The 13,984-nt window shown below is 47.7% G+C and carries 14 protein-coding genes; 5 read left to right on the plus strand and 9 right to left on the minus strand.

Annotated elements, in window-relative coordinates; all coding sequences use genetic code 11:
- Positions 1-4: 4 nt before the first annotated feature.
- Entirely contained in the window at positions 5-1,321 is a 1,317-nt protein-coding gene (locus tag MKY24_RS14735) for an amino acid permease (RefSeq protein ID WP_339200260.1), read from the plus strand.
- A 22-nt stretch (positions 1,322-1,343) separates the two neighbouring features.
- Here MKY24_RS14735 and MKY24_RS14740 read toward each other — a convergent pair whose 3' ends face one another.
- The 5 genes from MKY24_RS14740 to MKY24_RS14760 all read right to left on the minus strand — a co-directional run bounded on the left by MKY24_RS14740 (position 1,344) and on the right by MKY24_RS14760 (position 6,824).
- A complete protein-coding gene (locus MKY24_RS14740) occupies positions 1,344-2,300 on the minus strand; it encodes an aromatic acid exporter family protein (RefSeq protein ID WP_023989050.1) in 957 nt (318 codons plus the stop codon).
- Between the two features lie 117 nt (positions 2,301-2,417).
- Positions 2,418-3,251, minus strand: a complete 834-nt coding sequence (locus MKY24_RS14745; RefSeq protein ID WP_013310592.1) for an ABC transporter permease — start codon at positions 3,249-3,251, stop codon at positions 2,418-2,420.
- An 8-nt stretch (positions 3,252-3,259) separates the two neighbouring features.
- A complete protein-coding gene (locus MKY24_RS14750; protein ID WP_023989052.1) occupies positions 3,260-4,072 on the minus strand; it encodes an ABC transporter ATP-binding protein in 813 nt (270 codons plus the stop codon).
- Positions 4,069-5,160: an ABC transporter substrate-binding protein gene (locus MKY24_RS14755; RefSeq protein ID WP_023989053.1), complete on the minus strand. Its 1,092-nt coding sequence runs from the start codon at positions 5,158-5,160 to the stop codon at positions 4,069-4,071. The genes MKY24_RS14750 and MKY24_RS14755 overlap by 4 nt, the downstream gene beginning before the upstream one ends.
- Positions 5,161-5,306: 146 nt before the next feature.
- Positions 5,307-6,824 (minus strand): carboxypeptidase M32, encoded by a 1,518-nt coding sequence (locus MKY24_RS14760; RefSeq protein WP_068942662.1) that lies wholly within the window; start codon positions 6,822-6,824, stop codon positions 5,307-5,309.
- 173 nt (positions 6,825-6,997) lie between these two features.
- Between MKY24_RS14760 and MKY24_RS14765 the strand changes: the two genes are divergently transcribed.
- From MKY24_RS14765 to MKY24_RS14780, 4 genes are all read left to right on the plus strand, one after another.
- On the plus strand, positions 6,998-7,561 hold the full coding sequence (locus MKY24_RS14765) for a carbonic anhydrase (protein ID WP_023989055.1): 564 nt from the start codon (positions 6,998-7,000) through the stop codon (positions 7,559-7,561).
- A 249-nt stretch (positions 7,562-7,810) separates the two neighbouring features.
- The gene (locus tag MKY24_RS14770) at positions 7,811-8,383 is read left to right on the plus strand and encodes a PadR family transcriptional regulator (protein ID WP_028540701.1); all 573 of its coding nucleotides are present in this window, start codon (positions 7,811-7,813) and stop codon (positions 8,381-8,383) included.
- 154 nt (positions 8,384-8,537) lie between these two features.
- On the plus strand, positions 8,538-8,993 hold the full coding sequence (locus MKY24_RS14775; RefSeq protein WP_023989057.1) for a hypothetical protein: 456 nt from the start codon (positions 8,538-8,540) through the stop codon (positions 8,991-8,993).
- 3 nt (positions 8,994-8,996) lie between these two features.
- Positions 8,997-9,275 carry a YxcD family protein gene (locus tag MKY24_RS14780; protein WP_013310599.1) on the plus strand — a complete coding sequence of 93 codons (279 nt, stop codon included), beginning with the start codon at positions 8,997-8,999 and terminating at the stop codon, positions 9,273-9,275.
- A 147-nt stretch (positions 9,276-9,422) separates the two neighbouring features.
- Here the strand turns inward: MKY24_RS14780 and MKY24_RS14785 are convergent, their stop codons facing one another.
- From MKY24_RS14785 to MKY24_RS14800, 4 genes are all read right to left on the minus strand, one after another.
- Entirely contained in the window at positions 9,423-10,337 is a 915-nt protein-coding gene (locus MKY24_RS14785; RefSeq protein WP_339200261.1) for an STM4011 family radical SAM protein, read from the minus strand.
- Positions 10,334-11,752, minus strand: a complete 1,419-nt coding sequence (locus MKY24_RS14790; RefSeq protein WP_339200262.1) for an STM4012 family radical SAM protein — start codon at positions 11,750-11,752, stop codon at positions 10,334-10,336. Before MKY24_RS14790 ends, MKY24_RS14785 begins: the two co-directional genes overlap by 4 nt.
- Positions 11,753-11,821: 69 nt before the next feature.
- Positions 11,822-12,604 carry an STM4013/SEN3800 family hydrolase gene (locus MKY24_RS14795; protein WP_023989060.1) on the minus strand — a complete coding sequence of 261 codons (783 nt, stop codon included), beginning with the start codon at positions 12,602-12,604 and terminating at the stop codon, positions 11,822-11,824.
- Complete coding sequence (locus MKY24_RS14800; RefSeq protein WP_053325629.1) at positions 12,597-13,937, minus strand: STM4014 family protein; 1,341 nt, start codon at positions 13,935-13,937, stop codon at positions 12,597-12,599. The genes MKY24_RS14795 and MKY24_RS14800 overlap by 8 nt, the downstream gene beginning before the upstream one ends.
- Positions 13,938-13,984 lie beyond the last annotated feature (47 nt).

The raw sequence follows: 13,984 nt of genomic DNA on the forward strand, positions 1-13,984 counted from the left end.
CTGCATGACAAATGAAAGTAAACTTCAATCCACCATTGGTCTTCCACAGGCCATTGCACTCTATATCGGAGCTGTACTGGGTTCGGGGATATTGATTGTGCCTGGACTTGCCGCCCAAATGGCGGGACCGGCATCGCTGCTGGCATGGGGCTTTATGACCCTGCTCATCCTGCCAATGGCACTTTCCATGGGTCTTCTATCCGCCAAATTTCCGAATGCGGGAGGGGTATCGCATTTTGTCACGTTGGCCTTTTCACCACGTGCTGGTGCTTATATCGGGTGGTTTTTTCTCATGTCGGTTCCGATTGGGGCACCTGTTGCCGCACTCACTGGAGCTGGCTATATGACCGCAGCCATGGGCTGGGGAGAGGAAAGCCGCATGATGTTAGCCGCTGCTATGTTGGCGGTGGGCCTGATCATCAATTGGATCGGCATGAAGGTCGCGGGACGTATTCAGATCGTAGTCGTCATAGCTATCGTTGCCGTCCTTATATTCGCTATTGCCGCAGCACTTCCTCAGATGGAAACAGTCCATTTCACCCCGTTTGTTCCACATGGCTGGCTCTCCGTCGGTCAAGCGGCCGCGATTCTGTTTTGGTGTTTTATCGGTTGGGAGGCCGTGTCCCATATGTCAGAGGAATTCACCAATCCCCAGCGGGCGGCCGTTAGAGGTGTGACCATTGCAGCCGTCATTGTTGGTTTGCTTTATTTCTTAACTGCGCTGGCTACTGTGGGCACACAAAGTTACCTTGCAGGGGATTCGGATGCTTCGCTCGTATGGGTGATTAGTCGGGCTATCGGGCCATGGGGCGCGATAATTGCAGGCTTGACGGGTATCTTTATTTGTACCGCTACTATTATTGCTTATGTTGGTGCCGCTTCACGTGTCGCTTATGCTTTATCCCGGCAAGGACAGGCCTTTCGCTGGATGGGCATGTTATCCCAACGATTCCATACCCCTATTGGGGGTATTGCTTTTCTTAGCGTCTGCTTCGTGATCATTATGGTGTTGTACGGTAGTGGTACTGTTTCACTCACTAACCTGATCCAGTTCCCGAACGCCACCTTTATTCTGACCTATTTAGGAGGTTGTGCAGCAGGAATTAAGCTTCTGCGTGGTAGTCGCTGGGGCGTTGCCATTAGTTGGATATCGTTCATCTTTACGGCGATCGTTTTCCCCTTTGTCGGATGGGCTATGCTGTACCCTTGCCTGATCACCGCTGTCTTATGGATCACAGACCGAATTCGGCACAAACGGACTTTCAGTCATCCGGCTTCTACCATCACTGAACAAGAAAAGGCTACTGTCCGTCATGGATAGTAGCCGCTCAAGGCCTTTTACTCTAATTTTTCACTGGAGTAGGGGCCTTGTCCTTTTTCGCAATTTTCAAATACTGATGAAGCTCATGTGTAAGCTGCAATAATGCCGAACGAATCTCAAATTCCTCCCGGGTTGCGGGAAGCTCCATTGCTTTAAATTCTTCACGAACCTGCTCCAGCAGCTTCTCAGTCTGTCCTGTATAATGTCCAGCCAAAACGTCATTGCTAAGCTGGTCGAACAGCTCGGCCAGAAGCTTGGCCTGCGGCATATGCTGATACATTTGTGCGATCAACTGCATCATGTTTTGGATCGAATCCAGCTGCTCTTTTCGCATATAAAAATACACATTCCAACCCTCTTGGGGACGAAGCATCTGATTTTCCAAGGAACGCCCCGCCTCAGTGACCCCTTTGGCTATCACGCTGTTCGCTTCAATAACTTCCTTGCCATCCCATATGTATGCTGGACTACGCAGCGTATTGGCCATATTTCTGAATATAACAGAAAATGTCCGATCCACTTCCTGCCGAATTTGTTGCATTGTATTATCAGAACCCGGCATATAGGCTAAATTGACAATCATCGCGGAACCCAGTCCAATCACTAGCAGAGCTAGCTGGGTCAGCAGTACCTCCATATCAATCACGCCGCCGCTGAATACACGAAAAACCACGACCGAGCCGGTGACGATCCCTTCTTTAAAGCCCACCCGTACAATGACTGGAAACGCCGTTAAAATATATAATGCTAGTACCCAATCATGAAATCCGAATACCACAAACAAAACACAAGCAAAAAGAAGCCCCACGACGGATGCAAAAAATCTCGCCGAAATGGTACGGAGACTTCTCTTGCGTGTGACATCCACCCCCAAAATCGCTAAAAGCCCTGCTGAGGTGGCTCCATGAATGCCAAAACCCTCCGCAATAAGTACGGCCATTAATGCGGCAATAGCCGTTTTAATCGTACGAAAGCCCATGAAAAAATTCTGTCCTCTCTAGATGAAATCTGTTTCCACATTTTCATAAATATTAAGTATTTCATTTTCATGGTACTTTATTTTCACGTTTTACACAAATGTTCAGAAATTTTATTATTACCGATGAGGACGACCGGAAAGCAGACGATGCTCCACATACACGACCGCCTGATACATCAGTGTAGCTACGACAGCAATGATCAACAAACTGGACATAACCAGCGTGAAATTGAACACCTGAAAACCATAGATAATCAAATAGCCTAAGCCGTTTTTGGCCACCAGAAATTCACCAACTATCACGCCAACCCATGCCATACCGACATTCACTTTCAGCGTAGAGACGATTGCAGGAAAGGATGCAGGTAAAATCACCTTTTGAAACGTATCTCGGCGTGATCCGCCAAACGTACGAACCACTTTGATCAGATTCGAATCAACTTCCTGAAAGCTGTTGTATACGACTAGTGTCGTAATAATGACCGTAATGGAGAGGGTTGTCATTAGGATAGCAGTAAATCCCGCCCCAAACATGACGATAAAAATTGGACCTAGCGCCACCTTAGGCATACTGTTGAACACGACCATATAGGGATCAAGCACCCTCGACAAAAACGGTGACCACCAAATAAGTACAGCCAGCAACGTACCTAACAGTGTACCGAGTAAAAACCCCGCCATCGTTTCTCCCACGGTGACACCTACATGTCCCCATAATTCACCACTGACCGCATCCTTACCGATCTGGGTGAAAATTTTGCTCGGATAGCTGAACAACAGTACATCAATCCACTTCAAACGGCCTGCAATTTCCCATAGCACAAACAAAAGCAGTAAAATAGCTGTCTGTACACCTGTCACTAACCATCGCTGCGAACGCCTGCTGCGTAAATACGCCTGATGTAGTCCTTGAATCCAACGTTGCTCAAGCTGATCCGCTTCGTCCTTCATACGTTAACTCACTCCTTTGCTCCCGAAGCCTCCAGTTCACCCCATATTTCATGAAAAAGCTCATTAAAACCCGGCTGCTCGCGTGCATAAAAAGGCTGAGCTTTTCGGATGCAATCCGGAATCTCGAAGGTACGTCGGACATGACCAGGATTTCGACCCATCACTATAATCCGGTCACTGACCGCAATGGCCTCGGCCAAATCATGTGTGACTAAAATAGCCGTCTTTCTCCGCTCGCGCAAGGTTTCCGCAATCAGATCTTCCAGCTGTAGCTTGGTTTGATAATCCAGCGCGGAGAAAGGCTCATCCAGCAGCAGCAGCCCCGGATTGGTCGCCAGCGTCCGTACCAGCGCCACGCGCTGACGCATTCCCCCAGACAGCTGGGACGGATGCAGATGCTCCTTCCCTCCTAGACCCATGCCTTCCAGCAACAGCCGTGTCCGCTCACGCGCAGCTTCATCCACTCTATTGCCTAGCTCCAAACCCAACAATGCGTTATCCATTATCGTCCGCCACGGGAACAGATAATCCTGCTGCAGCATGTAACCGACCTCTGGACTCGGACCACTTACCGGCTGACCTTGCAGCATGACTTGGCCTGCCGCTGGACGCAGTAGCCCCGCGATCATGGACAGGATCGTCGTTTTGCCGCAGCCGCTTGGACCAACCAAACTGACAAACTCCCCTGTCTCTACAGAAAAATCAATATTCTCAACCGCCAGCGAAGCTTCACGATCCGTTACATAGACATGCGTCACTTTCTCCATTCTCACCATCGGGATGGTCGCGTCCGAAGTGAGGCCACTCCGTTCCTCCATCATGACGAACCTCCAGCACCGACACCTGCATCCGTAGATTCAGTTGTGCTCTTTTTCACAGGCGGTTCAGTATTCCCGGTAGAGTTTGATGAAATCGCTTGTTGTGCAAAGCTTGGGTTCACTAGCTTATCTAGTACAACCGGACTTTTAAGCTCCCCTGCCGAGGTCATGACATCCTGTAAGTTCTTCCATTCCTTTTCCTCAATCATCGGGTTCAAAGCATAGGTACTCTGTTCCTTATATCGTTTGATACTACTCGTCAAAACAGCTAAATCTGTATCTTTAAAATAGGGCGTGATTGCTTCAGCAATCTGTTCAGGTGAATGCGTAGCAATCCACTGTTGTGCCCGATATACAGCATTTGTAAATTTCTGTGCAGCCTCGCTATTTGTGTTCAGGTAGCTTTGCTTAGCCATATATACCGTATACGGCAACTCGCCGCTCTCCACACCGATAGAGGCAACTACCCGTCCACGGCCTTCCTTTTCAAAAATAGATGCCTGTGGCTCAAACAGCTGCACATAATCCCCTGTACCGGAGCCGAAAGCAGAGGCAACATTAGCAAAATCAATATTTTGAATCAGCTTCAGATCCTTATGAGGATCAATGCCGTGTTTGCGAAGCGTAAATTCAAGTGACATTTGCGGCATTCCGCCCTTGCGTTGCCCCAAAAAGTTTTGTCCTTTCAGCTTTTCCCATTCAAAGCTATCCTGCGTTTGACGGGCAAATAAAAAGGTACCATCCTTCTGTGTCAGTTGGGCAAAATTAATGATAGGGTCCTCTGCTCCTTGCTGATACACATAAATAGATGTTTCCGCGCCGATGAGCGCGATATCTGCCTGATTGGACAATAACGCCGTCATCGCCTTGTCACCCCCGGGAATCGTTGCGAGTTGGACATCCAGTCCCTCCTGAGCAAACATCCCCTGGCTCAAGGCTACATACTGCGGCGCATAAAAGACCGTACGGGCTACCTCGCCCAGTCTGATCTCAATCGTCTGCTCCCCTCCTTTAGGGGTGCACCCACTGAGCAACAGTAATCCGAGTAGTGCCGCAGCCACCACAGCTTTGAAACGAGCGCCGTTTTTCATCCTTGTTCCCTCCCCACCTTTTTACATCGGTTGACTTCATATATTGTTATGCGACTGTCGTTATAATGGTTAATCGCACAAAAAAAACCCGCGTTCGCCTAGGAACGCGGGGTAGATGCATATATGATTATTTTATAGTTTCTAAATTACAGCTTGTATATGGAGGTATATTTCTCTTCCAGATAGTCGGCGAGATAATCCGGGTTCAGCTCCTCACCTGTAATGGCTACAATCAACTCGGATGGCGTCCGACTCTTGCCGTAACGGTAAATACGTTCGGTCAGCCATTGCTTGATCGGCTCAAGTTCCCCAGCAGCAATTAATTCATCCAGATTGGGCAACTCTTTGCGTAATGTCGCCAAAATTTGCGCTGCATACATATTGCCAAGCGAGTAGGAAGCAAAATAACCAAAATCACCACCGGACCAGTGAACGTCTTGAAGTACGCCCAGTCCGTCATTCGGTGGTAGAAGCCCCAGGTAGTCCTTATATTTCGCATTCCACACCTCGGGGAGACGCTTCACATCCAGCTTTTCATTAAACAGCATTTTTTCAATTTCATAACGGATAATGATATGTAAATTATATGTTAGCTCATCCGCTTCAATACGAATCAGTGAATTTTCCACACGGTTGACTGCCCGGTAGAATTGCTCTGCCGTAACCTTCGCCAAACGATCAGGAAAATGCTGTTGCAAATCATCGTAATACCGATCCCAAAAAGCACGACTGCGTCCGATTTTATTTTCCCACAAGCGCGACTGGGATTCATGAATCCCCATAGAGGTTCCTCCAGACAGTAGTGATCCTGCCAGCTCTGGAGCAATATTTTGTTCGTACAGCGCATGGCCTCCTTCATGCAACGAACTGAAAATAGCGCTGGTTACATCATCTTGCAGATAATGAGTTGTTATACGCACATCACCTGGATTTAATCCTGTTGCGAAAGGATGTACACTCTCATCCAAACGACCTGCGTCAAAGTCATACCCCATCTGTCCTAAAATGAACAGGCTGAACTTCTCCTGCTGCTTCACATCAAACACACCATCTAAAAAGCTCTTATCCGGCTGGTTCGATGAAGCCTGAATTTTAGACAATAGGGGCACAAGGCGCTTTTTGAGACGATCAAACACAGCATCCAGCTTTTCAACCGTCATCCCCGGCTCATATTGATCCAAAAGCGTGTCATACTCTGTATCCTTAACACCCCAGTAGCCGATAAACTCACGCTTCATGTCGACGATTTTAGACAAGTACGGTTCAAATCCGGCAAAATCGCTATGTTCCTTTGCGTCCTCCCACTTGCTCTCTGCCTGTGCTGCAAGAATGCTATACTCCCGATATCGGTCTGCCGGAACCGAACGATTCAGTTCATAATTTTTACGGCATTCCTCCACCAATCTGCGATCATTATCCTCCAGTTGCTTCAGCTTGTCTTCTGGGGCAAAAAATTGCAGCAATTGTCCCATTTCATCCGAGATCATCAGCTTGAACATTTCAGTGGACAGCATACCTAACGTCTCCGACCGAATGTCAACGCCCTTTCGCGGGGCACCAGTCCGTAAATCCCAGTGCAGCAGACCTACTGCTTCGCCATAACTACTAATTTTGTGTGCAAGCTCCTTTAAAGCCGTCAATTGATCCAACGTCTGTTGCGCCATATTTGAGGTCACCTCTTTAACTTAAAATGGTTAAAACTTTACAATACCTATACTTGATGATACTTATATTAAAAAGTATAATCAACACACAACATGTACGACCAGCTCCTAAGACCTGAAATAAACGTTGGGCTGTACATATCAAACTTTATAAGAATCTGGAGGGAACAATCGTGGATCACATCAAAGACATTTTAGAGTACAATCGTGTTTTCGTAGAAAACAAAGAATACGAGGCCTATAGAACGGGCAAGTTCCCCAATAAAAAAATGGTCATTATCACCTGTATGGATACACGGCTAACAGAGTTACTCCCTAAAGCCATGAACCTGCGTAATGGTGATGTGAAAATCATCAAAAATGCGGGTGCGATTATTTCACAGCCCTTTGGAAGCGTAATGCGCAGTGTACTAGTCGCCCTGTATGAGCTGGGAGCAGACGAAGTAGTGGTCGTGGGCCATTATGAATGCGGCATGGCTGCATTAAATGCAGACCACATGGTCAATGAAATGCTCGATCGCGGAATTTCTCAGGAAGTGCTGAATACATTAGAAAATTCAGGAATTAAGCTAAATAAATGGTTGAAAGGTTTTGACAACATTGAAGAAGGGGTAAAAACTACCGTGAAGCTTATTAAAAATCACCCGCTTCTCCCCCCTAATGCCCCCGTTCACGGCATGGTTATTCATCCAGATACAGGAGCGTTAACGCTTGTCGTTGACGGGAATGAACAGTAAATAGGATACGCTTCGGCAGAAAGTTACCAGGTAGTTTAAGCTCGTACATACGAGCTTAAACTACCTTTTTTATGAAAAAAAGCGCATATACGTGGAAAATGACAGGAGCCAATTTTGGCTAACCTGTGAACGACCTGTCTGAAAGTTGTCAAACCATACAGTTTCAGTGTACACTTTTCATGAAGCTGCAGAATACCTGCCGCAGTGCTGTTACAACCGTTACTATGATGGATGAAGGAGATAAGATCTATGAATTTACTATCGTATGGTCTGTTGGGGCTTCTCGCAAGAGAGGAATCCTCCGGCTATGATCTGATGTTGCGTATCCAGCCTTTTTGGCAGGCCAAGCACAGTCAGATCTATCCGCTACTGGCCCGTATGGAGGGCAAGGAACTACTAGCCTCCCGTTGGATTCAGCAGTCCGACAAGCCTGATAAGAAAATGTATACCATTACCGACAAGGGAATCCATATGCTTCAGCAATGGTCCCAGGAAGCGTTAGCTGCTCCGGTTACACGGGATGAATTAAGTCTTCGACTGTTCTGTCTTTGGTTGACAGACAAAAGTAGTGCCAATCGTATGCTGGAGGAACGCAAACGTCATTTTATTCAGAAAATCCAGCATCTAGAGGATATTCTGAACAACATTCCCGCAGAGAATTTACATTTTGGCAGTAAAAACTTTGGTGACTATATTTTAGTACAAAAAGGGCTTTTGAATGCTAAAGCAGGTCTGGAATGGTGCCAAATGGTTCTGCACATGCTGCTTGCCGGTGATGTCAGTGTGGACACTAATCCGTTTGCACTTAAGCCGCAAAGCTGAATGCTTTTGCTAATCCATGCATAGGATTTAAGGAACGTTATTATTTAATTTTTTAAAAATTAAAATTCTTTGAAACCCTTTTCCATGCCATTCGTATTACTAGTAAGCGGTTGTTTGACCTATAAAACAATTTACTAAGGGGGATTATATTTACATGAAAAAAACATTCACTTTGAAAAATATGATGATGCTGATGATGGCTTTTACCCTATTCATTGCTATGATCGCACCATCTACAGCTGACGCAAGGCGAGGCGGCGGGTTTAAATCCGGGCCTAAATCGTACCAATCTACACCAAGCAAGGCGAATGACAGCAATGGCATCAATAAGTCAGATAGCGGAACCAAGTCAGGGGCAACTGCTGGTAATACAAGCAGAACTGGTGGATTCCTTGGCGGTGGCGGCGGTTTCCTGAAAGGTATGATGCTGGGCGGATTGGCAGGTATGCTCTTCGGTGGATTGTTCGGCAACATGGGCGCATTGGGCAGCTTGCTTGGCCTTGCCGTTAACGTTCTCGCCATTTACGTCCTGATCATGGCCGGAGTAGGTATCTACCGTGCTATTAAAAATCGTCGCAGACCAGATGATTCCCGCGGAGGACGTTACTAAGCTATGATTTTGAGTATGGATGAGATTGTCAACGCTATTTGCTTGCATATGGCTGAACGCAAAGGTGTCCAGCCCACTGATGTGACAGTAGAATTAAGCTGGGAAGAGGATACAGGTTATTCAGCAGAAGTCCATGTACAGGGCCGCAGTCAATATCTGGTGGAAGCCAATATGATTGAAGCAATTCTGAGATACCTATATTCCGAATACAATATTCGTGCCTATCGCGAACAAATCAGATTGGATCTGGATGAAGAAATTACTGCTATTGTCCAAACTTGATTATTTCGCATAAGATCGTCACACAAACTTATTATAAAACAGAAGAACCGACCTTTGCTTGAGGGCAAAGGTCGGTTCTTTTTTGTTGCTCGTTTCTCTAATAGATCAAGGTGCTATAGTATTACATATAGACGTGGACGTCCCTTGCTATATGGATTCATTTGCTCTATGAATAGCCTGTCTGCCAAATGATGGAACCGGAGCTACCTGTACCCGCGGCACCCTTTCGAGCAAGCCGCGACCGTACATTTCCCGAAACGGCTGCTCCTCCATATGGATATAGCCGATATAGCAGCCGCATTCTTTCATCCGACACGGGCGCTTGCCGCTCAGACCTTCCAAGCCATCCCTGTACAGATGCCCAATTACACGTCGATCCTGATAGCAATGCTTTACACGTCCATCGCCTTGAACATAAAATACATCCTCTCCGGCACGACATGCTCGCCCCTGACTGCTGTAATCCTGCAAATTCCATTGGAAATAGGGGTCGATTACAGCCAATTCGTCCATCTCGGCATCCGTATAATAATGGGGGCGATCCTTGTAGGCGTTGATCCACAAATAAACATCCTTTGGAAGTTGCGATCGTAAGGAACGAATAGCCGGAAATGCCTGTCTTAACCCGACGGTACCGACACTATAGGAAATACCAAGTTCATATAGCTTTATAGCCTGCGATATAAAAACTTGCTCTTTCGTCTCTCCAGGGTGATATGTAGCCCACAGCGCAGCAGTCTCCGGGTTCAGTTCTTGCGTCCAATCCAGCTTAGTCGATAGATTCGTCTGTACCGCCACTTTTTCCACATGCGCCATGTGGGAAAACTCAATCATGGTCTTGCGATACCAGGAATGAATTAAGGCTTCTCCATACGGATTAAAAAAAATAGAGAGACGATGCCCCAAAGCGCCCTGTTCCCGTACCCAATCAGCAAAACGTTCCAACTGGGCCCGATCCTTGTTCAACGTTTCCCGACTATCAACGTTTTTACTGAACGGGCAGTAAGGACAAGCATAGTTGCAAGAGGTCAACGAACCACGATAATATAAGGTCGCTCTCATGCGCCTACATATCCTTCCATGCGCTCACGTACTGACGTGGAGATCATCCAGTCCCCAATCGCATCGGAATAGGCCATTCCTTCCTCTGTAAGTCGCAGCGTACCCTCCTCGACGACAGCCATACCAGATTCCAGCAGCAACGACATTCCTGTAAAATCGTCCGACAGGGATACACCGAAGCGCTCTGCATAGGCCGATAGCTCCAAACCTTCACGATGAAGAAGCGCCTTTAAGATAAAGCGTCGCTTACTCTCATCCACATTTAAAATAAAGCCGTAGTCAGCCAGATCATGACGTTCCGCAGCAACATAATCTGCGATAATACTACGCGTAGCTGCTGCACTAACACCATAACGGCTAGCATAGTGGACATTGCGTGTATAGGAGCGTGCACCACACCCCAGACCGGCCATACCTTCCTCCTGACAACTGTAGGGCAAAAGCTCTTTGCTGGATATACCATCATTTTTAGCAAAACGGCGCATAGAATATTGTACATATCCTGCCTGTTTGAGCCGTTCACGCGCCACTTCATACAAAGTAAGGCGAATATCATGATCCAGCCCGGTATAGCCTGGCTTTAAAATCGTATTTTCTCGAATATATAACGGGTAAAGAAAAATCTCTCCTGGCGAGTAAGACAGTGCTTCCTCTAAAGAATACAGCCAGGTTTCCACCGTTTGACCAGGCAGGCCATAGATCAGATCCACGTTCAGCAAAGGAAAGTTGTATTCCACCAGCCGCTCAAGTGCTTCTCTAACAAGTTTTGGCTTCTGAGGTCGGTATATGGCGGCACTTTCTGATTCCACAAAGCTCTGAATTCCCATGCTGACACGATCTGTCCCGCGGCGCTTGAGCACCTCCAACCTATCCTCAGTCACAGTATCAGGAGAGGTTTCCACCGAAATAGAAGCTCGTTTAGGGTCCAGTCCCATTATATTTTCCGCAATGTCAAACAAACGCTCCACCAAAGGAGCCTCCAGTAAGGTCGGTGTACCGCCGCCGATCGCAAAACGCGAAAAAGGCCGACGGCCCATAATTGGTGCCCATTGCTTGGCTTGTCTTTCTAGCGCATCCACATACTCCTTATGTACATCCAGACGCTTGTCCGGCAAAGTGAAGAGGTTACAAAATCCACAGCGAGCCGCGCAAAATGGAATATGCATATACAAAAAATAGCTTTCTAACTCCTCCTTCTCCCACAACTCCTGCAACGAGAGCGGTGTATCAAACGGGCGATAGGCCGTTTTATGTGGGTAAGAGTACAGATAGGAGCGATAGGGAGCTTCACGGATCGTGCGTGCCCATTCAACAGGAGTTTCAGGCCACTGAAACCTAGACGGTGTTAAGTTTGTATCTATCTCCTGGGCTGCCGCACCCGTTGGATGCGAGTGATTCAGATTCATGGCTTTCATTTCTGCTCCTTCCTCGCGCTGGATTGATTTCTTGATATTTTACCAGTGCAATCTATATTTCTATTTGCTCTATAATATAAATTCGCGGTAAGGCACATTCCAGACTACCTCATGCGCCAGACGATGTCCTTCATAGCCGTCTTCCCCATAAGCTGTACCATGATCGGAAAAAACCATACAAAACGTTTTGCCCCGATTTCGTAAGGCATCAAACAAACGTCCAAGTTCACCATCCACATACCGCAAGGCTGCCCGTTGAGACTCCACTGAATCTTTAGCAGAGCCCTTCACAAAATAATGATTTGGCCCATGAATCGCTGATACATTCAGAAACAAAAACAAGCGCTGCGACGGGTCTGTATTCCCCAACAGTTTCAGAGCATGATTCACCTGATTCTCCGTCGAACGGGGGTTGGTAACGCCAAAGTTCATACGCCAGTAGCTTTCTTGAAAATATCCAGGCAGCACCTTGGCAAGCTTATTTTTCTTCGTGAAAAAAATAACGCCGCCGATACAGATGGTCCGATAACCTTCACCCTCTAGCCCGGACACAATATCCGGGGCATCGAACAGCCAGGTATGTGGATGCGTACGCAGTCCCGTATCCTTTGTGTGAAACAGTCGGATATGTGAAGTCTTATCCGTATTCGCCGGAGTCGGCAAAAATCCGCCAAAAAAAGCATGATGTGCAGCATAGGTAAAGCTCCCCGGTGTATGGCGTTTTTCCCACGAGCCGGAGCCGCACAAATTGGGACAATTCTCTTCCTCCAGCTTTGCTACATCATAACGCAGGGTATCCAGCGTAATCATGACAATATCATGAGAGCCGACAATTTGGTTCATATCAGTCATATCTGTCTTTCCTTTCCCTAACCACGCTCCTATTAGCGAGGTGCTGCATTTCCCATTCATACGGATTCCAACCCTGATGTTCAACCCGGTACAGCAAATCACCGAACGGATTAACATCCAACACATAGGGACGACCCCCATGAGCCGGAACAAGCACATCCAGCCCAGCGACCATGGACGCCGGAAAAACACTCATAGCAGCTTTCGCAGTAAGCTGGACCGATTCCACCGTACTCTGTGGTAATCCGGCTTCCTTCAGCGAGAGCCGCTCATTACGCAAATGCAAATTGGTAATGGGGCTGTGGCTCAAACGCAAAACCGCATGGCAAGCTTCTGATCCGCACACGAGTTGACGCACATCATAAACACGCCCGTTCAGGGTCGCTTTGGGAATCCAGCGCTCCACATGTACCCCTTCCAGGCATAGCCAGTTAAGGATAGCATGAATGTCCTGCTTATTCGTATAACGACGTAATCGTCCGGCATTATAATACACGCGCTGTCCGTGTATGATTTCCGTTCCAATCGTGGTCACCGCCAGTTCCGCGTGTGTATGGGGATGTACCTGATAGGCCATGACACCAGAAGCACCGGACCCACAAAATATTTTCACAAATACGCGGTGAAACCCGCTCTCCTTCATTGCCGTGTGCAGATCATCAACATCACGAAATGCACCACCTGAAGATGCAAGTACTGGCGGGACCCTTATGTCTGCCTTGCCTAAATCGGTGCTACAACGCCGTTTGTCGAACATTACGGCCACTTCCGCCGGATCATTCATCCAGTGTGACGAGGGCCAGAGCAGAGGCACTTCATCCCGCAGCCAGGCCAGCAGACGGCAATAGCCCCGGAACCATTGTGCCGGGTGCCAAATACGACCGTGCTGCTCCTGCAGACGTCGCGCTTCTGCCGCCGCTATACCTGTGCCTTGTGTCCATTCGGGCCATGGCAACAGAGAATCGTCTCCCTCAACATCCGAGGCGCCCAGAGCAATCAACTCACGCTCTACCTCAAAGTTTTCGCCCGGTGCATCCAGACGAAGCAGCGGACCACTGTCCATCTGCCCCGCCAGTAACTGATCAATGCTCTCTTGCACAAAGGAACTACCATTCACGCTATTCCGCGTAGCTCGTGCAGCTATTCGCAACATTAGCTCGCTCAGACCTTGTTTCTGCCGAATAGCTTCCAGCACATTCTTATAGGAAACCTCCAGAGCGGGCGGAAGCTTTAATCTGCTTCGCGCCTCCTGCAGCCCGGTAGTTCGACGATTCCCCGGATTACCGAACAAGATAAACGGCTCGCTGACATTACAGTCTGACATCCTAACCATAGAGCCGCCTCACTTTAGATCATTTTAATTTTGAAAACAGTCCGTTT

The sequence above is a fragment of the Paenibacillus sp. FSL P2-0322 genome (assembly GCF_037975315.1).
GTDB classification, from domain to species: domain Bacteria; phylum Bacillota; class Bacilli; order Paenibacillales; family Paenibacillaceae; genus Paenibacillus; species Paenibacillus polymyxa_B.

Coding starts and splice junctions, on each gene's coding strand:
- MKY24_RS14755 (WP_023989053.1), bottom strand. CDS start 5,160: ATGAAAAACGGCGCTCGTTTCAAAGCTGTGGTGGCTGCGGCACTACTC.
- MKY24_RS14745 (WP_013310592.1), bottom strand. CDS start 3,251: ATGAAGGACGAAGCGGATCAGCTTGAGCAACGTTGGATTCAAGGACTA.
- MKY24_RS14740 (WP_023989050.1), bottom strand. CDS start 2,300: ATGGGCTTTCGTACGATTAAAACGGCTATTGCCGCATTAATGGCCGTA.
- MKY24_RS14760 (WP_068942662.1), bottom strand. CDS start 6,824: ATGGCGCAACAGACGTTGGATCAATTGACGGCTTTAAAGGAGCTTGCA.
- MKY24_RS14775 (WP_023989057.1), top strand. CDS start 8,538: ATGAAAAAAACATTCACTTTGAAAAATATGATGATGCTGATGATGGCT.
- MKY24_RS14780 (WP_013310599.1), top strand. CDS start 8,997: ATGATTTTGAGTATGGATGAGATTGTCAACGCTATTTGCTTGCATATG.
- MKY24_RS14800 (WP_053325629.1), bottom strand. CDS start 13,937: ATGGTTAGGATGTCAGACTGTAATGTCAGCGAGCCGTTTATCTTGTTC.
- MKY24_RS14785 (WP_339200261.1), bottom strand. CDS start 10,337: ATGAGAGCGACCTTATATTATCGTGGTTCGTTGACCTCTTGCAACTAT.
- MKY24_RS14795 (WP_023989060.1), bottom strand. CDS start 12,604: ATGACTGATATGAACCAAATTGTCGGCTCTCATGATATTGTCATGATT.
- MKY24_RS14735 (WP_339200260.1), top strand. CDS start 5: ATGACAAATGAAAGTAAACTTCAATCCACCATTGGTCTTCCACAGGCC.
- MKY24_RS14790 (WP_339200262.1), bottom strand. CDS start 11,752: ATGAAAGCCATGAATCTGAATCACTCGCATCCAACGGGTGCGGCAGCC.
- MKY24_RS14750 (WP_023989052.1), bottom strand. CDS start 4,072: ATGATGGAGGAACGGAGTGGCCTCACTTCGGACGCGACCATCCCGATG.
- MKY24_RS14770 (WP_028540701.1), top strand. CDS start 7,811: ATGAATTTACTATCGTATGGTCTGTTGGGGCTTCTCGCAAGAGAGGAA.